Origin of the sequence: Megasphaera hominis, from assembly GCF_014269395.1 — a bacterium.
GTDB classification, from domain to species: Bacteria; Bacillota; Negativicutes; order Veillonellales; family Megasphaeraceae; genus Megasphaera; species Megasphaera hominis.
This window is the reverse complement of sequence record NZ_JACOGK010000007.1, coordinates 53921-79395: the sequence shown is the minus strand read 5'-3', so window position 1 is coordinate 79395 and position 25475 is coordinate 53921. Positions and strand designations below refer to the sequence as shown.

Genomic DNA, 25475 nt, shown 5'->3' with positions numbered 1-25475 from the left:
CCTTTCTTAGTTACTGAAAAATACTAGTGAATTTGCTCTTATCTGCTTCTCGGTTTTTAAAGAGTTCGGCAATATTGACATCCATTACTTTAATATCAGCAATGCTCTTCAAGCCGGCCGGCGCTTCTACGCCTTCTTTAATCGGTGTATAACCAATGCTGGCTGCCAGTCTCTGGCCGTCTGCCGAAAGGACATAATCGATGAAGGCCTGGGCAGCTTTCTTATTCTTTGCACCCTTGACGAGGCCAATCGGTTCGGTAATAACCGGGGAGCCTTCAGCCGGATAGACGAATTCTACCGGTGCGCCCTCTTTCTTCGAACGGTTTGCCATGTAGTCGACGATGATCCCGCAGGCTTTTTCTCCGGCCACAACGGCTTTCTGAATAGCACCATTGCCCTTATCTACTTTGACATCGTTCTGTTTCAAGGCCTGGAAATAATCCCAGCCCAAGGAAGGAATACGGGTCATGACGCCTACATTATAGGCAGCTGCACCGGAATAAAGCGGACTGGGCATAATCAATTCCCCTTTATAGGCCGGTTTCGTAAGGTCGGCAAAGCTCGTCGGAATTTCTTTGGTCCGCGTCGTATTGTACATGATCCCTGTCGTAATGACTTTCGTACCCGTATACATATGATCTTTATCGATAAAGGTAGCAGGAATACCTTGCAGCTCCGGCGATTCATAGGCTTCGAGTAAATCCTTTTGTTTCAGGTTTTCAAAGGTGACACTGTCCGCTACCAAGAGGACATCGGCCTGTACGGCGCCAGCCTGTTTTTCTGCCAGTACTTTACTGATGACTTCTTCTGTACCGGAGCGGAACACATCGACTTTTACTTCCGGATGCTGCTTGTGGAAGCCGTCAACGAGCTTCTGCGCATCTGCTTCAGGCTGTGACGTGTACAGGACGAGAGACCCTGTATTTTCATTTTTACTCGTTTCCGAGCCGGTTCCGGAACAGCCTGCCAGCCCCATCATGGTAACACCCATCATTACCGCTACTATGACTTTCTTTTTCCAGCTTTTCATCGAAAGAATCCTCCTTAGAATGTAAGAATGCAAGATTTTTTTTGTATATAGTACACTCCCGGCTGTCGTCATAGCCTTCTATGACGAAGGGGAGATTTCTTTTCTGCAGCCACGGCCAAAAAGCGCTCAAGTCGTAATCTCCTTCCCCTAAGGGCGTATGATATACGGCACCGCGGCGGTTGCTGATATGGATTTTGGAAACACCGGGCATGAAGGTCAATAGCTGCCGCGCTTCGGACAGGCTGTCACAGTGGGCAATATCAACGGTATAGGAAAATTTCGGAAAGAGTTCTCCTGTTACTGTTTGCATAGCCGCAGCTGTCGTAACGAATTCTTTCTTGATTTTCTCCATGATTTCCAGTGATACAGCCAGCGACATAGAAGCGGCAGCCTCACTGATTTCTTCCAGTGAGTGGTGCAGGATCTGACAGCTCCTGTCCGTGATGCCGGCCAAGGTCAGATGCCCCGGGTGAACGGTCACCTCTTCTGCACCAATGGCTTTTGCCAGCTGCAATGACGCGATGACCTGCCCTACCGAAGCCTGGCGGATACTTTCATTAATCGAAGCCAGATTCAGATCCCAGCTGCAGCTGTGCACGAGGGTGCGCAAGCCGTAGGCCTCAGCCAATGTTTTATACTCTTCTATATCATAATTTTGGTAAAAAAATTGCTGGGCCCACATTTCCAGGCCGGTCAGACCATCCGTCTTTATTTGTCTTGTCATATCCTGCAAGGATGTCTGCCAAAACAATGTAGACGCTACAAACATGTCCTTCATGGGATGCCTCCTTTTCCTTGCTACGCTATTATACCCATGTCTTTGTAAAGGCCTTACAGAGTTTCTGTAAAGAATGAATAAAATTATTTCACTACAAAAATATTGAAATAATTATTGCATTTTTGTAACGATATCCTGTACAATAGACGGGAAAGTAAGGTATATCATGGCAAGGAGGATATGTATGCTACAAGAATTGTACGAACAGCACAAGGATCTCTTTTCCCGGTCAGACCATAAAATCATGGAATACCTGTTGCGCAATAAGGATCAGCTTCCCTATTTGACCGTCCGTGATCTCGTGCATACGCTGCAGATCAGTCCGGCTACGGTGTCTCGTTTTTGGGGAAAAATTGACGTCCGCAATTTAAACGATTTAAAGCAGCGGCTCCATGATTTGGAACAGGCAACACCGTCTTCCCGCATGGCCTCGGCAGTAAAACAAATCCAGTGTACAGGCATTTCTGAAGAAGATGTCCTGGAACGGCAAAAGCAGGGTATCAAACGGACCTGGGAACACTTAGAGCCACAGAAATTGGAAAAAGCAGCGCGTCTCATGCAACAAGCCCGTCGGATTTACGTTCTCGCGCCGGATGCATCGCTGGGATTATTTTATATTTTGCAATACAGGCTGCGCCGCCTGGGTTTGGAAATGATTCTTATCAAAACAGTTTCAGAGCTGTATGAATATCTTGTCTCCCTCACAGCCCGGGACGTCCTGTTGATTTTCAGCTATTCCCACATTATCAATGAAGTCAAGGTATTGCTGCGTCACTGCCGAAGCATTTCCTGCCCGGCCTTGGTCTTTACAGATCTCCTCTTATTCACCGAAGAAGACAAAGCCGATTTTGTCTTCTATACCTATCGCGGTGAGCCCAATGAATACCATTCCATGACGATTCCCATGCTGCTCCTGGATATTCTCATTCTCTGCCTGACCAGTATGGACACTGACAGCGTTTCTAACAGCCGCTATTTGGAAGAATTGCGAAAGACCTACGAAACCTTCATTAAGAGATAAAAAATAACGACCTGGTTAAAACCAGATCGTTATTTTTATACAATGTTATTTTCTCCCTGCCGCCAGCTGTGGTTCCGTTACGGTCTTTTGTAAAACCATGTCGGTTTTGGGAATTTCCTTAAAGAAGAGACGAATCAGGAAAAAGGCCAGGATAAAAGCCAAGATATCTGATAGAGACTGGCACCACACCAGACCGGCCAGACCAAAGAAATACGGCAGCAGGAGGAGTGCCGGAATGAGAAAAATACCGCTCCGGCCGGCAGCGACTACCATGGCGCCTAAGGTATGACGCGTCGTTTGAAGCGTCATATTGGTAATGACGACCAGGGCTGTAAAAGGAAAGGTCACACATTGACAGCGCAAGGCCCAGATACCAATGGAAATAACCGCCGGATCATCGCGGAAAAGGGCAATAATGGAGCTGGCAAAGAGAAAGGCAACGACGGAAACGACGCAGGCAAAGGTCGTGCCAAAGGTCACGGCAAAGGAAAAGCCCTGGCGCAGGCGGGAAAATTTTCGGGCGCCATAGCTAAAGCCGCACACAGGCTGAAAGCCCTGGCCAAAGCCGATGATGACGGCGGCGGCGAAAAAACTCAGTCTGGTCACAATGGACATAGCGGCAATGGCCGCATCACCGTAGGCACCGGCAGCTACATTGAGACAAATCGTAGCCACGCTCGTCGTACCCTGGCGGGTCAGGGACGGCGCACCGCCGGCAACGATTTCCTTAAAGACCGGCCACGACGGATGTACATCACGCAGACGGAAGGGAATGTTGCCACCCCGGCGGGTCATACAGAAGAGAATACAAAAGCTCACGATCTGACTGAGTACCGTCGCATAAGCGGCGCCGGCCACCCCCTGATGAAAATAAAAGATAAAAAGCGGGTCGAGAAGAACGTTGAGAAAGCCACCGGCCATAATCCCGATCATGCCTAAGGACGAACTGCCCTGAAAGCGGAGGTGGTTGTTCATCAACAGAGAGCACATCATGACAGGTGCCCCCCAAAGAATGACACTTAAATATTGAATAGCATAGGGTAAAATGGTCGGTGTCGAGCCTGTAAGCACGGCAATATCAGAAACAAAAAAATTACCGCCTAAGGCAACAACGAGGCCACAGCAAAAGGCATAAAAGAAACTCGTCGAAATCATGCCATGGGCCGCGTCCCGCTTTCCTGCACCGAGCAGGCGGGACACGGCATTACCTGAGCCCATGCCGAAGAAAAAGGCCAGGGCCTGCATGATGGCCATGCTGGCAAAGGTAACACCTACAGCAGCCGTCGCTGCCGTATCGATTTTACTGACAAAAAATGTATCAGCCATATTATAAAAGCTCGTACAGAGCATACTGATAATGGAGGGAATTGCCAGGGACGTAATAAGATGCCGTACAGGCAACTCCAGCATATGTTTAATTTTTTTCTTTTCTTTTTCTTCTTGTGTAGATATATCCGTAATGCCACCACCTTAGTCAGATACTGTGCCAGAGGGCCTGACGTTCTAAAAGCGTATTTATTATACTCGCTTTTTTCGAAAAAGGAACGTATTTTTCTGATAAAAAAAGACTGCGCTCCCATGAAAATCGTCATAAGGGCACAGTCTTTAATTTGTCTGGATTATGTGATTTTATCTGTCAGTCTTCCAGCCATTCACCTGTAAAGGTAACAGCAGCCGGACCGGTCATGAAAACGTGGCCGGTTTTTTCGTCGTATTCGATATGCAGTGTACCTAAATACAGCTGTACATCGACACTGCGGCCTGTAAAGCCATTGAGGAAGGAGCCAACAGCGCAGGCGCAGGAGCCGGTACCGCAGGCAAGGGTTGCACCGGCACCGCGTTCCCACGTATGGACTTTGATCGTATGATCATCAATGACCTGAACAAAGTTCATATTGGTTTTGCGCGGGAAGGCCTTGTACGTTTCAAATTTATGTCCTAATTCCGGCAGATTGATGTCATCTACATTGTTAACATAGGTCATCGTATGGGGTACACCCATGAGGAGGCTTGTAATCTTGTAGGTTTTGCCGTCGATTTCGATCGGTTCATCTACGACGGGACCAGCCGGACCTTCCATAGGAATCTGGGCCCGTTCTGTAAAAGGCGTGCCCATGTCGATGGTAACCAGGCTGACCTTGCCGTCGTCCCCTACGGTTACCTTCGGTTTCATAATGCCCGCCAGGGTTTCTACGGCAAATTCCTCTTTCGTAATGATGCCATGGTCGTAGACATATTTGGCAAAGCAACGAATCCCATTGCCGCACATTTCCGCTTCACTGCCATCGGCGTTTATAATACGCATACGCACATCGGCCTTGTCACTGGGCACGATGACGATAATGCCGTCGGCGCCGACACCCGTATGGGGTGCACATAATTTGACAGCCAGCTGGGAAAAATCTTTATCAGCACCATTCTTGTCTTCCAAAAATACAAAATCGTTGCCTAAGCCGTGCATTTTTACGAATTTCATGGGACGTATCTCCTTTTATATAAAAATTACACTATAGAATGTCTATGTCTTGATCCTCTTCATTATAGTATAACGGAAAATGGCAAATATATGAAAATAATGCTATACTTATTGCAAATCCTGCTATTTCTGGTAAAGGAGGAGCTTCAGTTGGCTACGAAAACAGGGTATTTAAAGGAAGAGTTCCGCCTCTTCCATCTTTCCGATCAGCGGCAGTGGACGTGCCCCTATCATTATCATGATTTCGATAAAATCACGTTGTTTCTGCAAGGCCAGGTCCATTATGATATGGCCGGCATATCCTATGCCCTACAGCCGTATGACATTGTCGTCATTCCTTCCGGCTGTATTCACCGGCCGGTCATTACGTCTGATGCGGTTTACGAACGGATCATTGCCTACTTATCGCCAGCCTTTCTCCAGGCCTATGCAGCCAAAGGCTGTTCACTGACACCGATTTTTTCCCAGCCTGGCGGTACGGTCTTGCGCCAATCCCTGGATACGGGCAGCCTGTACGGTACGTCGTGCCGCCTGCGCCAGGCCTGGACCTATGAGGGCGGACCGGGCAAACTGCTCCAGGAAGCCATCTTTTCAGAATTTCTCATTCACCTGGCCCTGGCGGTGCAAGAGAAAAAAATCGGCAGTGCCAGTGATGGCCGGCAAAATAAGAAAATCCAGCTCGTCCTGTCGTATATTGACAGCCACCTGACCCAAAAACTGACCATCCCGATCATCGCCCGCGATTGTTTTCTCAGTCCCGATTACCTCATGCACCTCTTTAAGAGCGAGACGGGCCTTTCCCTCGGCCATTACATTACGGCCAAACGACTGCAGAAAGCCCGCCGCCTCATTGCCGAGGGACGGGCTTTGACGGCAGTCTGCTATGACTGCGGCTTTACGAACTATTCTACCTTTTACCGGGCCTGGAAAAAGCAATATGATCTGTCTCCCAAGCGGGGCAGCGAGCTGGCCGATCTGGATTTCAGCGAATAATCAGCGGTTGCGGTTAAAGTTGATGAGGCAGCCTGCTTTGACGATTTCCTTTTCCGTATCGGTCATAGGCGAAATGAAAAGTTCTATTTCCTGCCATTCTTTGCCGACGATGTAGGCCTTGATGTGCTGCATATCCCCATCGAGGGCGGTTCGGATAGACGGAATAAAGATATAGTCGCCTACTTCAAAGGACGGCGTTTCTTTCATCTGGAACGGCAGCATGCCCCAGTTGATGACATTCGAGCGATAGCGTTTCGTCGCATATTCACTGCAAATATTGGCCAGACCGCCGAGGACGCGCTGGCAGCTGGCTGCCTGTTCACGGGCTGAGCCATCGCCGGGACGGGTGCAGTAGATCATACTGCCGATTTCCGTCGTCTTCATCGACGCCTGGGGGAAATGTGCCTGGATTTGTGCATAAATATCTTTCAAGGCGGCATCAGCCTGGGCCGGGCACTGGCCGGCTGTACGCGCTTCTTCCAGCGCCCGTACGGCCTTAGAGCGGCCTACATATTCGGGATCGCGGCGGGACAAGGTAAATTCTGCCAAGCCTAAGGGATTAGAGCGGAAGGAGCTCGTTTCACCGGAGGGAATGAGTTCATCTGTCGTCGTAACGGCGTCCATGATTTTCGAGCAGACCTTGAGGAGAATGTCGTCAGCCAGAGCTTCCATTTTCGGCCAGTCTTTGATGTTCGGGCCATAAATGAGGTCGGCTTCCGGTTCGGCCTTGCCGAAACCATTATACACGCGGACGGCATACGAGCTGTCATCATAGTCATAGGCCGGTACTTCATAATCATCGGCGTAGGCTTCAGCCGACGTGAGGACACCGCCATTGGCAGCAGTCGCCGCAATGGAGCGGGCATCCATGAGAGCTACAGCAGCAAACTGGTCCTGACCGGGCTTGCTGCCTTCACGGTTCGGGAAGTTACGCGTCGTATGACGGATGCTGAGCGTATTATTCGCCGGCGTATCCCCTGCACCAAAGCAGGGGCCGCAGAAGGCCGTCTTCACGACGGCTCCGGCTGCCATGAGGTCGGCTACAGCGCCTTTGCGGACCAGGTCCATATTGACAGGCTGGCTCGACGGATAGACGTCCAGTGTAAAGATATCGTTGCCGCAACTGGCATTTTTCAGGATATGGGCAGCTGCCATGACGTTGACATAGTTGCCGCCGGCACAACCGGCAATAACGCCCTGCTGGACGTGCAGCTTGCCGTCAATGACTTTATCCGTCAGGCTAAAGGGAATATCGCGGCTGCCAATGAGTTCCTGTGCCCGTTTTTCTGCATCCCGCAGAATGTCAGCGGCATTTTCGTTAAATGCATCGATTTCAAAAGCATTGCTCGGATGGAAGGGCAAGGCAATCATAGGTTTAATCGTCGACAAGTCGACAGTAACCATGCCATCATAGTAAGCAACGTCAGCAGGATTCAATTCTTTATAGTCTTCCGGGCGGCCGTGCTGGGTCAGGTAGGCTTTCGTATCGTCATCGGTCCGCCAAATAGATGACAGACACGTCGTTTCTGTCGTCATGACGTCGACGCTGTTCCGATAATCCGTACCCATAGAAGCCACACCGGGACCGACGAATTCCATGACCTTATTTTTGACATAGCCATTTTTAAAGACGGCACCGACGATGGCAATGGCAATATCGTGAGGACCTACACCGGGATTAGGACGGCCTGTGAGGTACACGCCGACGACACCGGGATAGGCCACGTCGTACGTATCACAAAGGAGCTGTTTTACCAGTTCGCCGCCGCCTTCACCCATAGCCATAGTGCCCAAAGCGCCATAGCGGGTGTGGCTGTCCGAGCCAAGGATCATCTTGCCACAGCCGGCCATTTTTTCACGCATATACTGATGGATAACGGCAATGTGAGGCGGTACATAAATGCCGCCGTATTTTTTTGCTGCAGATAAACCAAAGAGATGGTCGTCTTCATTGATCGTACCGCCGACAGCGCAGAGGGAATTATGACAGTTTGTCAGAACGTACGGCAAGGGAAATTTTTCCATACCCGAAGCCCGGGCGGTCTGAATAATGCCGACAAAGGTAATGTCATGGGAAGCCATGGCATCAAATTTTATTTGTAAGTGCTCCATATCAGGAGATACATTGTGTTTTTGTAAAATGGAATAGGCAATGGTACCGCGGCGTCCTTCTTCTTTGCTTACGTCACGGCCTGTCAGTTCCTTTAGTTTGGCAGCTTCACTTTCCGGGATAATTTGCGTTCCGTGCAGCAAGTATGCGCCGCCGTTGGATAAGGTAATCATGTGTTTACGTCCTCCTTCTTACGCCTTTTTCCTATAAGGCTTGCTTTTCAAACGAATGTAAACTAATTTCACATTATGAAAAAATCTGCTGTTACGTTAATATTATATCATAATTATTCTAATCCTGACTAGCCATAACAGGTTCCCGTATTTTTTTCATTTTTGTTTTACTTTTGCCTTAATTATGCTATAATTACTTATACTCTCAGGGAATGATCCACAGAGAATGCAGGAGTGTATAAATATAAAAACAGACGTATATCTAAAAAATCATTTTTTTAGATACCTGCCGGAAAGAGAGGAGTTTCATGGACAAAAATATTTACTTGGCCCAATTCTTTGGCAAATCACAAAATTACACACAAATTCCCCGCGAATGGTTTCCTAAATTTGGCGTCAAACGCGGACTGCGTAATGAAGACCACACCGGCGTGCTGGTTGGCCTGACACGGGTTGCTGATGTCGTCGGCTACAAACGGGACGAAAACAACAACAAAGTAGACTGTGATGGTATCTTGTATTATCGCGGTATTGACGTACGTAGTCTGATTGAACGGGAAGAATACCACGGTTTTCTCTATGAAGAAGCCTGTTTTCTCCTGCTCTTTGGCTACCTGCCCACGCGTGAAGAGCTTGACGCATTCTGTAAGGTACTCCAAAGCGGCTATGATCTGCCTGACGAATTCCTGGAAATGAACCTCCTGCGTCTGCCCGGGAAAAATCTGATGAATAAATTGCAGCATGCCCTGATTACCTTGTATAATTACGATCCTGATCCGGATAATACAGATGTCTATCAAACCTTGCGCAAAGGGCTCAACATTATGAGCAAGCTGCCTTCCATTGCCGTCTATGCCTATATGTCAAAGGTACACTACTACGACCGTAAGAGTCTGGTCATCCATTATCCGCGCAAGGATTTTTCGACAGCCCAGAATATTCTTTCTATGCTGCGCCTGGATGGAAAATTTACGGAAGAAGAAGCTCATCTCCTCGATTTACTGCTCTTCCTCCACGCGGATCACGGCGGTGGTACCAACTCTACCTTTGCCAACCTCGTTGTTTCCTCTACCGATACGGATCTGTATTCAGCTATGGCTGCTTCTGTTGCTGCCCTTAAGGGGCCGCGTCACGGCGGTGCCAACGTCAAAGTATCAATCATGATGGAACGGATCATCGATGCCATCGGTATTCATGCATCTGATGCCCAAATGGAAGATGTCATCGATAAAATTTTACATAAAAAGTTCAAGAACCACAGCGGTCTCGTCTACGGCTTTGGTCACGCCGTATATACCCTTTCCGATCCCCGTGCAGAGATTATGCGTCATTTCTGTGGTATCGTAGCCAAGGAAAAAGGTCTTGATGAACTGTACAATTTCTATTGCCGTTTTGAAAAAATAGCTGTCCGTACGTTATCTCAAGCCAAAGGAAAGCATATGTGCAGCAATGTGGACTATTATAGCGGCTTCGCCTATCAGCTCCTGGGGATTCCCCGTGATCTCTATACGCCGCTCTTTGTCATCAGCCGTTTTGTCGGCTGGCTGGCTCATAATATTGAACATAAAGAATATGACGACCGCATTGTCCGCCCGGCAGCTAAGTATGTGGGCGAATTGCTGGAATATATCCCTATGGAGGACAGATAACCAATGACTACGATTACAGTTTTTAAGGGCGATGGCATTGGCCCGGAAATTACAGATGCCGTAATTGATATCCTGAACGCCGCGAAGGCACCCCTGACGTATGAATTTTTTAACGTCGGTGCAGCCGAATACGAACGCAACGGCGCCCTCATTCCGGAAGCAGCCTTTCAGTCTTTCGATAAAACGCATATCCTGCTGAAATCCCCTATTACCACGCCTATTGGCAAGGGCTTTCGTTCCCTCAACGTAACGCTGCGCAAAAAATACGACCTCTTTGCCAACATCCGTCCGGCCAAATCGAATACAGCCGTTAAGACGCCCTTTCCCAACGTCGATCTGGTTACGTTCCGGGAAAACACAGAAGACCTCTACGCCGGCGTAGAAGAAAAAATCAGTGACGACGAAATGCATTCCATCAAGATCATTACCCGTCACGCCAGCAGCCGCATCATCCGCAGCGCCTTTGAATACGCCGTAGCTCACGGCCGGAAAAAGGTCACCTGTGTTCATAAGGCCAATATCATGAAACTGAGCGACGGCATGTTCCTCGATATTTTCCGGGAAATCGCACCGGATTATCCGCAGGTTGAAGCAGACGACAAGATCGTCGATAACACGTGTATGCAGCTCGTCATGCATCCGGAAAATTTCGACGTCATGGTCATGCCCAACCTCTACGGTGATATCATTTCTGACCTCACGAGCGGCCTCATCGGCGGCCTGGGCCTCTTGCCTTCCATGAATATCGGTACAGATTATGCCATGTTTGAAGCTGTCCACGGCTCGGCACCGGACATTGCCGGCAAACACATTGCCAATCCGACGGCCCTCCTCTGGTCTGCCTGCATGATGCTGGAACACCTGGGCGAAAATGAAACAGCCCGGCGCATCCGCCAGGCTGTTGATGACGTATTGGCAGAAAAGAAATGCCTGACTCCGGACTTAGGCGGTACAGCCAAGACGGAAGAATACAAAGACGCCATTATTGCCAAATTATAATAAAAAAGCGTACAAAAAAAGAATGGGCCCTGACGGCTCATTCTTTTTTTGTGCACCTCTCTTTTTACGCTTCTACAGCCGTATCGAGGGCTACGCGGATCATATCATTAAAGGAGGTCTGCCGTTCTTCTGCCGTGCAGGCAGCACCGGTCAGAAGATGGTCGCTCACCGTAAAAATTCCCAGGGCCTGTACGTGGTATTGGGCAGCCAGGACATATAAAGCGGCCGTTTCCATTTCGACAGCCATAATGCCGTAGTCCGTCAGTTTTTTGTTATCAATTTCTTCATCGTAAAAACGATCGACAGAAATCAGATTACCTACGCGTACGGAAACGCCGGCGGCTTGCGCTTTTTCGTAAGCCCTGCGGAGGAGATCGAAATCAGCAATGGGCGCAAAATTGATAGACGGGCCAAAAATATTGCGGATAATAGAAGAATCTGTCGTTGCCCCTTGTGCTATGAGGACATCACGCAGCTGAATATCAGCGCGCATGGCACCGCACGTACCGACGCGGATGAGTTTTTCGACACCATAATCGCGAATCAGTTCGTTCACATAAATAGAAATGGAAGGAATGCCCATGCCCGTGCCTTGTACAGAAATACGTTTTCCTTTATACGTGCCCGTATATCCCAGGATATTCCGTATTTGATTGTAACAGTGTGCATCTTCCAAAAACGTTTCAGCAATGTACTTTGCCCGCAAGGGATCACCGGGCAGTAAAATCCGGTCGGCAATGTCCCCTTGCTTTGCTTTAATATGTAAGCTCATGGCTAAACCCCTTTCTGTAACCTTTTCTTTACATTTTACCACATCTTTCTTATCTTGTTGTGATATATGATATAATACTCCATATAAACGAAAGGTTTTCAGGAGGGATTGGTATGAATATTACGGTTTTAGGCTGTGGACGCTGGGGTGCTTTCCATGCCTGGTATGCCCATCACATTGGTCATCACGTAACCCTTTGGGGCCGTCCGGGTTCCCCTCATTTAGCAGAGCTTATTTCCCAGCGCCGCAATGAATATATGACCCTGCCCAGAGATATTGCCCTGACGGCAGACCTGACCGGGGCGCTGGCCGGGGCTGATGTAGTCATCATCAGTATCAGTGCCCAGCAGCTGCGCAATCTGGCCGGCCAAATAAAGGGAACAGGACTGACCAAAATGCCCTTTATTCTCTGTATGAAAGGCCTCGAAATCGGCACGGGAAAACGCCTGACCACAGTGATGAAAGAAGTACTGGGACCTCATGTACGCACCATCGTCTGGGTCGGTCCGGGACACGTCCAGGATTTCCTCGCCGGCATGCCAAACTGCATGGTCATGGCCTCGGATAATCTGGACCGGACCAAGCACATGGCCAATCTCTTCAGCAGTCCTTTAATCCGTTTTTACTACGGCAAGGATCTCTTAGGTACAGAAATCGGCGCCGCTGCCAAAAACGTCATCGGCATTGCCGCCGGCATGCTCGACGGCTATCATTATACGAGCCTCAAGGGAGCCCTCATGGCCCGGGGAACGCACGAGCTGTCGCGCCTCATCGCCGCCATGGGAGGCGACGCCATGACCGTCTACGGCTTAAGCCATTTAGGGGACTATGAGGCGACCCTCTTTTCCCGGCACAGCAATAACCGCCGTTTCGGCGAAGATTTCATCCTGGGCAAACCCTTTGCTAAGCTGGCCGAAGGTGTCTATACCAGCCAGGCTCTCGTCGACCTGTCCGACGCCTACCAGGTAGAACTGCCCATTACCCGGACCATTTACGAAATCATTTGTCATCAAAAGGATCCTTTAGAAGGATTACAGGATCTCTTCCTTCGTTCCCAGAAGGAAGAATAACAAAAAGGTATCGCCTCCCTGCGTGGCGATACCTTTTTTGTTATTAGCCGTTATCTTTTTCGATGCTCACTTTTGTCCCCTCTGCGGTCGTTACCTTCGACGTCGTCGCTGCCGGCTCTGCCGGCGCAGTTGCGGCTTCGTTGTGGGAAGCAATCGTCTTGGCTACGGTTTCACTATCTGCCGGCGTAACAGGCGTAGCAGCGGCAGGTGTACCAGCTGCTGCAGGCACTGTTTCCGGCGCTGTCGCCGGAGCCGTTACCGGTGCGGCCGGAGCCGATTCATCAGGGACCACACCGGCCCAGATAGAAATAATTTTGCCATTTTCTACGCCAAAGCTAAAGCCGCCAAAATCATTCGGCATGGCCGGATTGGGTTCCATGGCATAATGATAGTACGTCACGCCATTGACATTGCCAATGCGTTCACACGTACCATATTTTTCCGTAATGACAGAAGCATCCATACCGACACCGACACCGGCCGGTGTATTAAGGCCGTTATGGCCGGACGAAAGAACCGTATACACCGTATTCGTGCTAGCATTGGCTGTGAGGACAAAGGAATTGCCATACGTATACGTAGCTTCTGCAGGCGTATCAAAATTCGTACTGGCCGGCTGCCCATAAATACTCTTCACATAGTCCATAGACGAACCGGGGCCTACGCCGCCGATCAGTACCTGTGTATACGGGATTGCCGCCAGACAGACAGAGCTGCAAATGGCAGCTCCTAACGATAAGAGACACGCTTTTTTCCATACAGATTTCAATTTCACAATAGGGCCTTCTTTCTCAAGTATCATTCGTTCAATAGTATAGCAGATACTGAAAAAAAAGGAACGGCAAAAGAGGCGAATTTTTTGGCAATTTGCTAGCGATCAAAGAAAGGATCCTTGCCGGCTACTGAAAGGGCGATTCCCAGCCATTTATACTCTTTGCCGTATGCCATTTCACCGGCTGCCTTGCCGATGGAGGCATAGATTCGCGTGTCCGTCAGGTCCAGATTGGCAATGACCGCTGCCGAAGACAGGGCAATGCCCAAATCGACGTAAATGTAGGCGCAATTGCCACCGGCAGCACGGCAGCCGGAACAGTCGCCAAAATCACAGAAATTACATTCTTTGAGGCCCCGGTATCCTTTTTCGATACCGATCAATACGACGGCGTCGGCAGCCCGTACGTTACCGGCATCACGGCCGTACCAGTGCTGCCAGTCGTCAGCAAAATGGGCCCTGCCAAATTCTTCCATTTTAGCCGCCAGGGCTTCTTTTTCGTCCCCTGTGACTACCAGTGTATGAATGCCATCGATATGGCGTGTTTTCGGTGCCGTACGGGCAGCAGCACACATTCTGGCAGCCGTCGTCATTACCGCTGTCTGTTCCATTTCTTCACCTGTATATAACATGTGAATTCCTCCTTTGCTTTTTTTCATCATAGCAGACCGGCCAGACCCTGGCCAGCCTTTTTCTTGCACCAGAACGGAAAACAAGGTATAATACGTTGCAAACAACTATTATTTTTTATTACTAAAAGGAGCTGTCATATAATTTGGATTTTTCACTAGGACAACAATTTCTTGTTATCCTCTTGCTGATTATTGGTAACGGTATATTTTCTATGCTGGAAATGTCCATAGTCAGTTGCAACCAAGCCCGATTGGAATCCCTGGCTGAAGAGGGAAACGGATCGGCAAAGATCGTCATTAAATTACGGGAAAACCCAAATAAAATGTTTTCGACGGTCCAGTTTGGCATGACCCTGGTCAGTTTGCTGACCGGTGTCTACGGCGGTACTGCCATGGCCGAACCCATGTCGGAATACCTCATATCACTCTTGCCTTCCCTGGCTCCCTATGCCTATTCTATCAGCCTGGCTGCACTGGTCATTGCCATTACCTATTTGACCTTGATTTTAGGTGAACTGGTGCCCAAACGGCTGGCTATTGATAATCCTGAACGCATTGCCTGCCTGCTGGCCCGGCCGATGCTCTATTTTTCCTCCTTTTGTACGCCCCTGGTCTGGTTCCTGTCCGCGTCTACAGCGGCCGTCATGAAGCTCATGGGTGCCAGCCAGCCTAAAAAGCAGCCCGTTACGGAGGATGAAATCAAACTGCTCCTCGAACAGGGTGCTGAACTCGGTGCCTTTGCCAAAGAGGAACCGGAGCTGGTAGACCGCGTCTTCCGTTTGGCCGATATGGACGTCAGCGATATCATGACCAACCGGACCCAGATCGACTGGATTGACCTGGAAGATCCGGAAGACACGATCATTCAGGAAATGATCGAATGCAATCACATGATGCTGCCCATTGGCCGCGGTTCCCTTGATGACTTTGTCGGCATCGTTTCTATTGCCGAAGTGTTTGGCAAATACCACGCAGCCGTACACAGCCAAAAAATTCCTTCTATGATCCAAATTATCGAATCCAGTCTGCGCCGGCCTACGTATGTACCGGAATCGATGGATATCATGAAGGCCGTCCAGGTATTCCGGGAACAAGGCGTGCATGAAGCAGCCGTCCTCGACGAATATGGCAGCCTGAGCGGCATTGTCACCTTGCACGATATCCTGGAAGAGCTCGTAGGCATCATGCCTGCCGGCGAAGAAGAAAAACAGGAAGAAGCGAACCGCATCATCCGCCGGGGACCCAACCAGTGGCTCATGGAAGGCCTCCTGACGATTGAAGAATTTAAAGATTTCTTCGATTTGGATGAAGACCTGCCTGGCGAAGAAGATGACCTCTATAAAACCTTAGCCGGTTTTATCACCTATGAAATCGGCCGTATACCGGCAGAAACAGACACGTGTACGTGGCAGCATTTCACCTTTGAAGTCATGGATATGGATAACCTGCGGGTCGATAAAATTCTTGTAACCCAAAACCTGCCGGAAAAAACGGAAGAATCGTAAGATTCTTCCGTTTTTTTACTAGACCCAAATATCAATGCCGCCGTGGTGATGCCAGCCACCGCCCCAGCCGACGCCAATACCAATGCCGACACCGACATTCCGGCCGCTGCTGCCCGTATGTCGGTCAGCCGTTTCTACGACGCGTACGCTCTTAGTCAGCGTACGTATAGTATCTCCCATTTTCAGGTCAATAACCAAATCCGTCTTGCCTTCACTTTGGGGCATAATGTTCAGTTCATCTGACACAGAGGCAATAGACGTGTTGAGGCTCGTCACCTTAATATCATAGGGCAGGCGTCCCGGCACGTGGACGCGCAGGATACCATGGCTGCCCATTTGTATTTTATCGGGATAGACGACGACTTCAGCTTTTTCCAGCAACTTGTCAGCTGTACCAAAGATCATAGCCCCATCGCCGTTTTGGGATAAGCGCCAGACGCAGGAACCATCCTTGGCCACGAAATAACTGCCTATAAGAACATGCGTATCCGCAGCATAGGCTTTGACGCTGTACAAATAGTTACTTGTCAGATTCTTTTCTACGCGGTAATAATACTGGCTTCTTACGGCCGGCAGGCCCGTCCGCTCTTTGGCAATTTCTTCTAAGAGGCCCGTTACCTTTTCATAGGTTGAACCGGAAACGAGATAATACTTTTCCGGATGCTTCATATTCACAGCCGGGTCTGTCTGTACTTCCGGTATCACCGGTGCCGTAACGGCCGTTCCCGGTGCCGCTGTGCCTGCAGGCGCCGTCGTTTCTGCCGGCGCAGCCGCCAGGACCGTGCCGCACAGGAGACACGCGCTAAGGCTCGTAATGACCCATTTTTTCAGCATGGGCTCGTCCCCCTTTCTAAAGCTAACCTTTACTCTTTCATTATAAAGCCTGTCCGGTCCAGGTGCAATGAATCTGGAACAAGTAAAAAAAGCAGTTCTCCCAGGTTATGGGAAAACTGCTTTTTTATTGGCTTACAAGTCGAGATTACGTACTTTTTTCGCGTTTTCTTCAATGAATTTACGGCGCGGTTCTACTTTATCGCCCATGAGGACCGAGAAGATCTGGTCGGCAGCGACAGCATCTTCCAAATGGACCTTGAGCATGGTCCGGTTAGCCGGATCCATGGTCGTTTCCCAGAGCTGTTCCGGGTTCATTTCCCCTAAGCCTTTATAGCGCTGGACGACAACAGACGAATCGTTACCCAGTTCAGCCAGCTTGGCATTCATCGCTTCATCGGTATAGAGATACCAGACCTGTTTGCCCTTGCGTACCTGATAGAGAGGCGGCTGGGCAATATAGACATGGCCTTCTTCGATGAGGGGTTTCATGAAACGGTAGAAGAACGTCAGGAGCAGCGTCCGGATATGGGCACCGTCGACATCGGCATCAGTCATGATGATGATCTTGTCGTAACGCCGTTTGGTAATATCAAATTCTTCACCAATCCCCGTGCCAAAGGCGGTGATCATAGAACGGATTTCGTCATTCGAAAGAATTTTATCAAGACGTGCTTTTTCAACGTTGATGATTTTGCCACGCAACGGCAAAATAGCCTGGAATTTACGATCCCGGCCCTGTTTTGCCGAGCCACCGGCAGAATCACCTTCGACGAGATAAATTTCCGTTTCATCCGGATTCTTATCAGAGCAATCAGCCAGTTTGCCTGGCAGGCTGCTGATTTCCAAGGCATTTTTACGGCGCGTCAGTTCTCTGGCCTTACGGGCAGCCTGACGGGCCCGGGCTGCCGAAATGGTCTTGTTGATAATATTTTTGGCTTCTGCCGGGTGTTCTTCCAGGTATTCCCGCAGACCGTCGGAAACGATATTATCGACAATCCCTTTGACTTCACTATTACCGAGCTTTGTCTTCGTCTGGCCTTCAAACTGCGGTTCCCGTACTTTGACGCTGATGACCGCCGTCAGTCCTTCACGGACATCATCACCGGAAAGATTTTCTTCGTTTTCCTTGATCAGGCCGGCCTGACGGCCATAATCGTTGATCGTCCGGGTAAGGCCGGAACGGAAACCGGAAAGGTGGGTGCCCCCTTCTTCCGTAAAGATATCGTTGACAAAGCTTAAAATATTTTCACTATAGCCATCGTTATACTGCATGGCAATATCGACGATAACCTTATTTTTTTCACTGTCAATATTGACGACAGTCGGGTTCACAGGAGTACGTTTTTCGTTCAAAAATTCGACAAAGGAGGTTAAGCCGCCTTCATAGCAATATACTTCCTGCTTGCCTTCGCCCCGTTTATCCGTCAGCGTAATATGGAGGCCCTTATTGAGGAAGGCCAGTTCACGCAGACGCGTTTTCAAGGTGTCAAAATCATATACCGTATCGGGAAAGATTTCCTTATCGGGCTTAAAGGTAACGTGCGTACCCGTTTCTTCGCCAGGATGTAAGGGACGTACCTGCATGAGAGGCTGATCCGTAATGCCGCGGGCGAAGGAAATGGTATACAAATAGCCGTCACGTTTTACTTCTACGCGTGTCCATTCACTCAAGGCGTTGACGACGGAAATACCGACGCCGTGGAGACCGCCGGAAATGGGGTAGCCGTCGCCGCCAAATTTCCCGCCGGCATGCAGGACGGTCAGGACGACTTCAACAGCCGGTTTGCCTACTTTATGCATGGCTACAGGAATACCGCGGCCATTGTCGACTACGCTAATACTGTTATCGGCTTCAATTTCTACTTCAATATGTGTACAATAGCCAGCCAAGGCTTCGTCAATACTGTTATCTACGACTTCATACACCAGATGATGCAAACCGCGCAGGCTCGTACTGCCAATATACATGCCCGGTCGTTTACGAACGGCTTCCAGGCCTTCCAGGACCTGAATTTGTTCGGCACCATACTTTATTTTCTTGCCTTCCGACATATAACGATTCCTCCTATTCTGAAAACTATGCTATTGCACAGTCCAGCTCTCCGTATGTATTGCACAGTGCTGTATACGAAAAGATGTGTCAACATCTTATTATACCAAATTTTGCCCGTTCATTCCACACTCAGCAGCGCTTCATAGCGCCGGACCAGTGTCTGTACTGCCAGAGGAGAGCCATAAATGGCTTCATCCGTCAGGACATAGCTGCGTACGTGTGCCCCATGTTGCGGGTCCGCCAGCCGGTAAGGCAAATGATACGACGTAACGGGGTTGGCCTTGCCTGTACGGCCGGGATCACGATGAAAAAAGGCGACGATATGCCGTACATCAATCATCTGGCTGCCGCCGATGTGCAGATACATGGTTCTTCCCTTCTTCTTTTCCTTTGTTCTCTTTTTTCCGGTACCTGTTCGTTAAATTGCGGATCAGATCATCCGTCAGCTCTGACGGTGTCTTACGCGTAATGTACAGGGTGAGTAAAATATCATCCACTGGCGTATCTGTATCATGGTAAATCTTGTCTATGAGTTTATAAATGCAGTCCCGGCGTACCTCATTATAGACGTCTTCTACTTCTTTATTGATAGCCACGTTGCCGGCCTCGCCAAATTGTGCCAGCGTCAGCCAGGGCTGTTCTTTTAGGATCGAATAGGCCCAGCGTATCTTTTCCTGCCAGGCCTTGCGCCGGCAAAAGAGACACAGCGTTTCCCATTCTTCCAGCCAGCGGCCACACTGGGGACATGTCCTGTAGCCTGCCGCTTCGTGGGCCAGACGGTTCTTTTCACTGGCATAGCGGGCGGCCCTGATTTTGCTGCGCAGGGGTTCCTTTATCCCTTCGGTCTGCTCCTTGACACTTGCGACAAATTCATCACTGAGCACAATATTGCGGATGGCTGTATGCAGGTTTTTCTGCAGTGCGTTTTCTTTCTTTTCTTCCTGGAAAACCGGCGGCAGTGGTTTGCGGCCGGCCTTGACAAAGCGGACTGAATGCACAAAGTCAGTGCCAATATAGGCATTCAATTTATCCTGTATGTCCTGCTGGATAATGAAGAGCTGATTCATCCAAATAGAATTGGTAACGCCTATCACTACTTCATGTCTATCCATCTCTTTAATATAAGAATATTTCGCAACTTGTTTGCCGACTATCTGTTCCCAATCCCGCTTAGCCATGTAAAAGCGCAAGGGATATAAGAGCTTGTATTTTTCTAGTACTGTGGGAATACTCTGTCCGGCCTGGGATAAGTTGCCTTTTCGTTCAGTCATAGGCAGCCACCTTTCCCTGCTCAATCCGGATGAAAGAGCAGCCTTCCATGGAACGGAATAAATCCGGCTCGGTCGTCGTAATAAAGGTCTGGATCCGGCCCCGGACGAAGGCCAGTAAGGCCTGTCTGCGACTGCTGTCCAGTTCGCTCATGACGTCGTCTAAGAGTAAGACCGGATATTCACCGGTTTCCGATTTAATATATTCCAGTTCAGCCAATTCTAATGATAATACAGCTGTACGCTGCTGGCCTTGAGAGCCAAATTTTTTCAGATCAGCTCCGTTGGCGGTAAACACCAAATCGTCACGATGGGGACCTACAGACGTAGACATATGGTAGATATCCTGCTGTAAATGGGTCTGCAATTTCTCATAAAACCAGGCTGCATCTGCCACGTTTCCCTGGCCGTCGCCATAGGGCTGTTCGTAAGCCAGGGCCAGTATTTCCCCACTGCTGATCCGTTTGTGAATGACGCCGGCCAGAAAGCCTATTTTATGGAGCGCATCGAGACGGCGTGCCGTTATGTCGGCAGCCAGGCCGGCAATTTGCCGGTCCCATTCTTCTAACGATAAGGGCCCTTCGTATTTCATCTTTTTTAACAACAGGTTGCGCTGGGCTATAGCCCGGTTATACCGCAGCAGGGTGCGGCAATAGACGGAACTGACCTGGGATATTTCCCGGTCCAGAAAGCGGCGGCGCAGGGCCGGTCCGGCTTTGATCAGCTGCAGATCCTCCGGCGAAAAAATGACTTCATTCAGCGTGCCGATGAGCTCCCGCTGGGGTACCTTCGTTTCATTGATCCAGAGTTCTTTTTTTGCTGTATGGGAAAGGATGATTTTAATCTGCTGGGCAACCTGGTTGCGTGTAAAAGAGAGGATGATACTGGCCTCCTGGGCCTGAAAGCGGATGAGATCCGCATCCTGCAGGCCCCGGTAGGATTTGCCAAAGCTGGCCATATACAGGGCTTCCAAAAGATTCGTTTTTCCTTGTCCGTTTTTTCCATACAAAATGACGATAGATGCCGGAAAGGAAACGCACTCTGCTTCATAATTGCGATAGTTATGTAAACGAATCTGATGTATCTGCATAGCTTATTCTCCGCATACCCGGTAGGTGCCACAGCCCTTTACTTCTACGACATCGCCGTCATGGAGCTGCTTTCTTTTTACCTGGCACAGTTCGCCATTGACAAAGATTTTCTTAGCATCCAAAAACATGCGGATCTGGCCGCCCGTGGCAATCACATCGGCTAATTTTAAAAGTTGGTCTAACTGAATCATATCTGTTTTTATTTTAATATTTTTTATCATTTTGTCCTCATAGGTGTTACGACAAATAAACAATTATTATCATCTTTGTTTTGTACCAGTACCGGTTTGTTTTCGCCTAATTTCAAGACGACGTCGTCGGCTTCACAATGTTTCAGGAGGTCGAGAAGAAGCTTTCCGTTCAAAGCGATATGGAGGGGATCCCCTATGGCCTGGCAGGGAACGCTGTCGGCAATGGTACCGTAATCCGGGTTCTGGCTGGTCATATTGATGCTTTCATTGGTGACCATAAAATCGATGACATTGTAGCCCGCATCTTTAGCGATGAGGGAGGCCCGTTCGACGGCATTCGTAAATTCCTGGCGGTTGACCGTGGCGACACAGGAAAACTGGCTGGGAATGACGCGATGGTAGTCGGGGAATTCCCCTTCGATGAGGCGCGTCTTCATATATACGTTGGTAAAGGTTACGGCCAGGGAATTACGCAGCAAAATGATATCGACCATTTCCGGAATATCTGTCGGCAAGTGACGGGAAATTTCGGCTAAGAGGCGGCTGGGAATGACGGCCTTGAAGGGCTGATCGACCGGTTTTTCCAGGCTGGCTGATTTGTAGGCCAGGCGGTGTGTATCTGTAGCGACCATATTGATTGTCGTACCGGATACGTCCAGGTAGGTGCCGGAGAAGATAGGGCGTACTGTGTCTGTCGAGCAGGCAAAAGCGGTGTGTTCGATTAAATCTTTTAAAGTAATGCTGTCTGTCGTGAATTGTACCTGTCCGGAATTGACCACGTCTACTTCAGAAAAGTCATCCGGGTTGATTGTCAGGCATTCGAATTTCAGTTTGCCTCCCTTTAAAAGGAGCTGTGTGTCGCCGTTTTGTTTGATCATTTCGATTTCGTCTCCTGGCAGGCGACGTGTCAGTTCTGTAAGATAGGGATTAGCTATATATGCTTCTCCCTTTTCTTCGATGATTCCGGGTACATGAATGCGAATTGCCATGTCGAAGCCGTTGGCTTGAAATTCGATATGTTCACTGACTGCTTTAATAAGGAACCCTGATTGTGTGTGGAGTTCCGTATTGCTAAGCTGAGCTATTCTATGTACGGCCTGGAGGCCTTTGTTGAGGTCTTCCTTTTTGAGTTTCAGTTTCATGGTTGTCCCCTTTTCTACTGTGGTGAGTTTAATTGAGAAAGAGTAAAAGATCGTAATAATAGTAATAGGCGCTGTGCAATTGTGTATAAGTGCTTAAACCCCTGTATTTTCAGCTATCCACAGGTGTGTATAAATTGTGGATAACCAGAGATTATCTATCCACATTTCCACCGTTTTTCGGAGCTTGTGGAAAACTTTTCAGTTATCCACATTGTGTGCGCCTACTTATCCACGCCTGTAATTTGTGTCTTTAACTGTTCGATCATCTTACGGAAGCTTTCGTTGCTTTTAATTTCATCGGATACTTTATTGCAGGCGTGCATAACTGTCGTATGGTCCCTGCCGCTAAAGGCTGTACCAATATGTGGAAAGGTATTTTCTGTCAATTCCCGGCAAAGGTACATGGCAATCTGGCGGGGAATAACGATGGACTTCGTCTTTTTCTTGCTCATCAGATCTTCATACTTTACTTTATAGAACTGGCAGACAGTCCGTGTAATTTCATCTATTGTAATATACTTCTTTTTATTATTGGTTTTCACCAGGTCCTGTAAGGCCTTTTGGGTCAGCTCCAGTGTAATGGGGGTATGGGCCTGCGAGGCCAGGAGTGTGACGCGGACGAAGGCGCCTTCGAGCTCACGGATATTTTCACTGACGTTTGAAGCAATATAATCGATGGCTTCCTTTTGGAATTCGATATGTTCGGCTTCGGCGCGGCTGCGCAGGATCGCCGTACGTGTTTCCAGATCCGGCGGGTCGATGCTGGTGACCATGCCGCCTTGGAAGCGGGACCGCAGGCGGTCTTCCATTTTTTTGATATCCTGAGGCGGACGGTCGCTGGTAAATACCATTTGTTTATGGTCCTGGTAGAGCTTGTTGAAGGTATGGAAAAACTCTTCCTGTGTGTGTTCCTTATTTTCGAGAAACTGGATATCATCGACGAGCAGTACGTCTACATTGCGGTAGCGCTGGCGGAAACTTTCCGAGCTTTTATCCTGAATGGATTGGATCAGCTCGTTGGCAAAGTCTTCACTGGTAATGCAGCGCAGGACCATGTTAGGGAAGTTTTCACGAATGCGGTGGCCAATAGCCTGCATGAGGTGGGTTTTACCGAGGCCGGAGCCGCCATATATAAAGAAAGGATTATATTTCTGGGCTGGTGCTTCGGCAATGGAAAGGGCTGCCGCATGGGCAATGCGGTTGCTGTTGCCGACGATAAACGTTTCAAAGGTATAATTGCTGTTTAATTCATCAGCTGTCGTAAGTGGCTTGACGTCTGCTTTGGGCGGTGGCGTCAACGGCAGGGCATCCTGTACGAGGAGCTCCGGTTTGACGATTTCAAGCGTTGGCGTAAGCGGCGGATCTACCGGTGGTTCAGCTTCTTCCGGCTGTAATTTTGGCTCGTCTATAGCCTGCGTTTCTTGTAACAGTTCGTTCGTCGTTTTTTCGGCAGCTGTACTGACAATGGCTTCTTCTTCGCCTTCACTGCTATAGATCAGCCGGACCGTTGTCGCTTTTCCCGTTACCTGGGAAGCTGCATTTTCCAGGAGACCTGTATATTTTTTGCTGATAAATTTGCAAATAAAGAGGCCTGTCGTATCGAGAGTCAGTGTATCGTTCTCATACGTATAGGGAATTAGGGCTGTTTCAAACCAGTTGTCATAAATTTGTGGAGGTATTTCCTGCTGGATTTTAGCCAGGATTCCCAGCCAAAGTGATGTCAGATCCATGCTTGCCATGTCATGCATTCCTTCCTCTTGTGGATATGTTTATAATCCCTTGTGGATAAAGTGGGTAAAATAGGGCTGAAAAAAGCGGAAAGCCGATGAATATCGAATTTCCGACATGATGGAAGTTATCCACATTTTGTGGATAACTTGTGGATAACTAGGTGAATATCTTCCCGAAGATCACATTGACATTGTACATCAAAAGTGGATAATACACAAATAGAACTTGTGTTTTTACTTGTACACAGGGCTGTGGATAACTTTTTTTCGCCTCATGCAAGACCGGAAAAAATAAAATGTAAGCGGAAATGATTGACATGAGCAGTCGGATTGTCTATAATTACACTGTTATGGTGTAAATTCTATATACGTTGTATCGATACGAAGGAGGTGTCTACATTGAAACAGACATATCAGCCGAACGAACTGTGGAAAAAAAGAACCCATGGCTTCCGTGAAAGAATGAAGACTAAAGGTGGCCGCATGGTTTTGAAAAAACGCCGCATGAAAGGCAGAAAGAAGCTTTCTGCTTAATTTTTTCAGATGAACAGAAAAGTTCCCCAGAGGAATTTTTCTGTTCATCTGTAATTTTTAGGAATTACAGCTTAGGAACTTACGATGTATGAATTAAATAAAGAAAAGCGGTTGCGTAAGAACCGGGAATATCAGCTTGTCTACCGCCGCGGTAAATCTTTCGTAAATCGCTTGGTCGTTTTATACGTATTGCCCCGTTCCCCAAAACAGCCGTCACGCATCGGTTTTGTTACAGGGAAAAAGATCGGCTGTGCTGTAGAACGCAACCGCTGTCGCCGGTTAATGAAGGAAGTCTACCGCTTGCATCAGGATTCCCTGCAGGACGGCTATGATGTCGTATTAATCGGACGCAGCTATTTAAAAGATGTAGGATATAAAGAAGCTGAAAAAAGTATCCTCCAGCTATTTCGCCGGGCCAATATATGGAAGAAGCGAATGCAATGAAAGCACTCTTCATTTTCGTAATACGTTTTTATCAGGTATGTGTATCTCCGCTACGGCTGCCATGTTGCCGTTTTTACCCTACGTGCTCCGCCTATGCCTTGGAAGCTGTACAGAAATACGGTGCCTTGAAAGGCGGTTATCTGGCAGTAAAGCGCATTTTAAAATGCCATCCTTTCCATAAGGGAGGTTACGATCCTGTACCTTAATA

General features: G+C 48.8%; 25 protein-coding genes. 9 read left to right on the top strand and 16 right to left on the bottom strand.

Annotated elements, in window-relative coordinates; all coding sequences use genetic code 11:
• Positions 1 to 10: 10 nt before the first annotated feature.
• The gene (locus H8J70_RS03705; protein ID WP_186502513.1) at positions 11 to 1030 is read right to left on the bottom strand and encodes an ABC transporter substrate-binding protein; all 1020 of its coding nucleotides are present in this window, start codon (positions 1028 to 1030) and stop codon (positions 11 to 13) included.
• Positions 933 to 1808, bottom strand: coding sequence for a sugar phosphate isomerase/epimerase family protein (locus tag H8J70_RS03700; RefSeq protein WP_186502512.1), 876 nt, complete (start codon positions 1806 to 1808; stop codon positions 933 to 935). Before H8J70_RS03700 ends, H8J70_RS03705 begins: the two co-directional genes overlap by 98 nt.
• A gap of 184 nt (positions 1809 to 1992) precedes the next feature.
• Between H8J70_RS03700 and H8J70_RS03695 the strand changes: the two genes are divergently transcribed.
• Complete coding sequence (locus H8J70_RS03695; RefSeq protein WP_186502511.1) at positions 1993 to 2829, top strand: MurR/RpiR family transcriptional regulator; 837 nt, start codon at positions 1993 to 1995, stop codon at positions 2827 to 2829.
• A 45-nt stretch (positions 2830 to 2874) separates the two neighbouring features.
• Here H8J70_RS03695 and H8J70_RS03690 read toward each other — a convergent pair whose 3' ends face one another.
• The gene (locus tag H8J70_RS03690; RefSeq protein WP_186502510.1) at positions 2875 to 4239 is read right to left on the bottom strand and encodes an MATE family efflux transporter; all 1365 of its coding nucleotides are present in this window, start codon (positions 4237 to 4239) and stop codon (positions 2875 to 2877) included.
• Positions 4240 to 4465: 226 nt separating this feature from the next.
• On the bottom strand, positions 4466 to 5305 hold the full coding sequence (gene dapF / locus H8J70_RS03685) for a diaminopimelate epimerase (RefSeq protein WP_186502509.1): 840 nt from the start codon (positions 5303 to 5305) through the stop codon (positions 4466 to 4468).
• A gap of 150 nt (positions 5306 to 5455) precedes the next feature.
• Here dapF and H8J70_RS03680 point away from each other — a divergent pair, with 150 nt between their 5' ends.
• Positions 5456 to 6298: an AraC family transcriptional regulator gene (locus H8J70_RS03680; RefSeq protein WP_186502508.1), complete on the top strand. Its 843-nt coding sequence runs from the start codon at positions 5456 to 5458 to the stop codon at positions 6296 to 6298.
• Here H8J70_RS03680 and H8J70_RS03675 read toward each other — a convergent pair whose 3' ends face one another.
• Positions 6299 to 8581, bottom strand: coding sequence for a hydratase (locus tag H8J70_RS03675; protein ID WP_186502507.1), 2283 nt, complete (start codon positions 8579 to 8581; stop codon positions 6299 to 6301).
• A 308-nt stretch (positions 8582 to 8889) separates the two neighbouring features.
• Here H8J70_RS03675 and H8J70_RS03670 point away from each other — a divergent pair, with 308 nt between their 5' ends.
• Entirely contained in the window at positions 8890 to 10230 is a 1341-nt protein-coding gene (locus H8J70_RS03670; RefSeq protein WP_186502506.1) for a citrate synthase, read from the top strand.
• 3 nt (positions 10231 to 10233) lie between these two features.
• Positions 10234 to 11229, top strand: a complete 996-nt coding sequence (locus H8J70_RS03665; RefSeq protein ID WP_186502505.1) for an isocitrate/isopropylmalate dehydrogenase family protein — start codon at positions 10234 to 10236, stop codon at positions 11227 to 11229.
• A 64-nt stretch (positions 11230 to 11293) separates the two neighbouring features.
• On the opposite strand, the gene deoD is transcribed toward H8J70_RS03665, so the two are convergent.
• A complete protein-coding gene (gene deoD, locus H8J70_RS03660; protein WP_186502504.1) occupies positions 11294 to 12001 on the bottom strand; it encodes a purine-nucleoside phosphorylase in 708 nt (235 codons plus the stop codon).
• Between the two features lie 113 nt (positions 12002 to 12114).
• Between deoD and H8J70_RS03655 the strand changes: the two genes are divergently transcribed.
• Positions 12115 to 13071: an NAD(P)H-dependent glycerol-3-phosphate dehydrogenase gene (locus tag H8J70_RS03655; RefSeq protein ID WP_186502503.1), complete on the top strand. Its 957-nt coding sequence runs from the start codon at positions 12115 to 12117 to the stop codon at positions 13069 to 13071.
• Between the two features lie 43 nt (positions 13072 to 13114).
• Here H8J70_RS03655 and H8J70_RS03650 read toward each other — a convergent pair whose 3' ends face one another.
• Both H8J70_RS03650 and H8J70_RS03645 read right to left on the bottom strand, forming a co-directional pair.
• Positions 13115 to 13846, bottom strand: coding sequence for a hypothetical protein (locus tag H8J70_RS03650; protein WP_186502502.1), 732 nt, complete (start codon positions 13844 to 13846; stop codon positions 13115 to 13117).
• A gap of 95 nt (positions 13847 to 13941) precedes the next feature.
• Positions 13942 to 14475: a DUF2148 domain-containing protein gene (locus H8J70_RS03645; RefSeq protein ID WP_186502501.1), complete on the bottom strand. Its 534-nt coding sequence runs from the start codon at positions 14473 to 14475 to the stop codon at positions 13942 to 13944.
• Between the two features lie 143 nt (positions 14476 to 14618).
• On the opposite strand from H8J70_RS03645, the gene H8J70_RS03640 reads away from it, so the two are divergent.
• Positions 14619 to 15980 carry a hemolysin family protein gene (locus H8J70_RS03640; protein WP_186502500.1) on the top strand — a complete coding sequence of 454 codons (1362 nt, stop codon included), beginning with the start codon at positions 14619 to 14621 and terminating at the stop codon, positions 15978 to 15980.
• A gap of 18 nt (positions 15981 to 15998) precedes the next feature.
• On the opposite strand, the gene H8J70_RS03635 is transcribed toward H8J70_RS03640, so the two are convergent.
• The 8 genes from H8J70_RS03635 to dnaA all read right to left on the bottom strand — a co-directional run bounded on the left by H8J70_RS03635 (position 15999) and on the right by dnaA (position 24298).
• Positions 15999 to 16814 carry a hypothetical protein gene (locus H8J70_RS03635; protein ID WP_186502499.1) on the bottom strand — a complete coding sequence of 272 codons (816 nt, stop codon included), beginning with the start codon at positions 16812 to 16814 and terminating at the stop codon, positions 15999 to 16001.
• A 132-nt stretch (positions 16815 to 16946) separates the two neighbouring features.
• Positions 16947 to 18866, bottom strand: a complete 1920-nt coding sequence (gyrB, locus tag H8J70_RS03630; RefSeq protein ID WP_186502498.1) for a DNA topoisomerase (ATP-hydrolyzing) subunit B — start codon at positions 18864 to 18866, stop codon at positions 16947 to 16949.
• Between the two features lie 119 nt (positions 18867 to 18985).
• Complete coding sequence (locus H8J70_RS03625) at positions 18986 to 19234, bottom strand: DUF370 domain-containing protein (protein WP_186502497.1); 249 nt, start codon at positions 19232 to 19234, stop codon at positions 18986 to 18988.
• Positions 19200 to 20138, bottom strand: coding sequence for a DciA family protein (locus H8J70_RS03620; RefSeq protein WP_186502496.1), 939 nt, complete (start codon positions 20136 to 20138; stop codon positions 19200 to 19202). The genes H8J70_RS03625 and H8J70_RS03620 overlap by 35 nt, the downstream gene beginning before the upstream one ends.
• Complete coding sequence (gene recF, locus H8J70_RS03615) at positions 20131 to 21225, bottom strand: DNA replication/repair protein RecF (RefSeq protein WP_186502495.1); 1095 nt, start codon at positions 21223 to 21225, stop codon at positions 20131 to 20133. Before recF ends, H8J70_RS03620 begins: the two co-directional genes overlap by 8 nt.
• 3 nt (positions 21226 to 21228) lie before the next feature.
• Complete coding sequence (locus tag H8J70_RS03610; RefSeq protein ID WP_222433565.1) at positions 21229 to 21447, bottom strand: RNA-binding S4 domain-containing protein; 219 nt, start codon at positions 21445 to 21447, stop codon at positions 21229 to 21231.
• On the bottom strand, positions 21444 to 22559 hold the full coding sequence (gene dnaN / locus H8J70_RS03605) for a DNA polymerase III subunit beta (protein WP_186502494.1): 1116 nt from the start codon (positions 22557 to 22559) through the stop codon (positions 21444 to 21446). The genes H8J70_RS03610 and dnaN overlap by 4 nt, the downstream gene beginning before the upstream one ends.
• A 221-nt stretch (positions 22560 to 22780) precedes the next feature.
• Positions 22781 to 24298: a chromosomal replication initiator protein DnaA gene (gene dnaA / locus H8J70_RS03600; protein ID WP_246415253.1), complete on the bottom strand. Its 1518-nt coding sequence runs from the start codon at positions 24296 to 24298 to the stop codon at positions 22781 to 22783.
• A gap of 390 nt (positions 24299 to 24688) precedes the next feature.
• Between dnaA and rpmH the strand changes: the two genes are divergently transcribed.
• From rpmH to yidD, 3 genes are all read left to right on the top strand, one after another.
• Positions 24689 to 24823, top strand: coding sequence for a 50S ribosomal protein L34 (gene rpmH / locus H8J70_RS03595; protein WP_186502493.1), 135 nt, complete (start codon positions 24689 to 24691; stop codon positions 24821 to 24823).
• A gap of 84 nt (positions 24824 to 24907) precedes the next feature.
• A complete protein-coding gene (gene rnpA, locus H8J70_RS03590; protein WP_186502492.1) occupies positions 24908 to 25267 on the top strand; it encodes a ribonuclease P protein component in 360 nt (119 codons plus the stop codon).
• Positions 25264 to 25473 carry a membrane protein insertion efficiency factor YidD gene (gene yidD / locus H8J70_RS03585; RefSeq protein ID WP_186502537.1) on the top strand — a complete coding sequence of 70 codons (210 nt, stop codon included), beginning with the start codon at positions 25264 to 25266 and terminating at the stop codon, positions 25471 to 25473. Before rnpA ends, yidD begins: the two co-directional genes overlap by 4 nt.
• Positions 25474 to 25475: the final 2 nt, after the last annotated feature.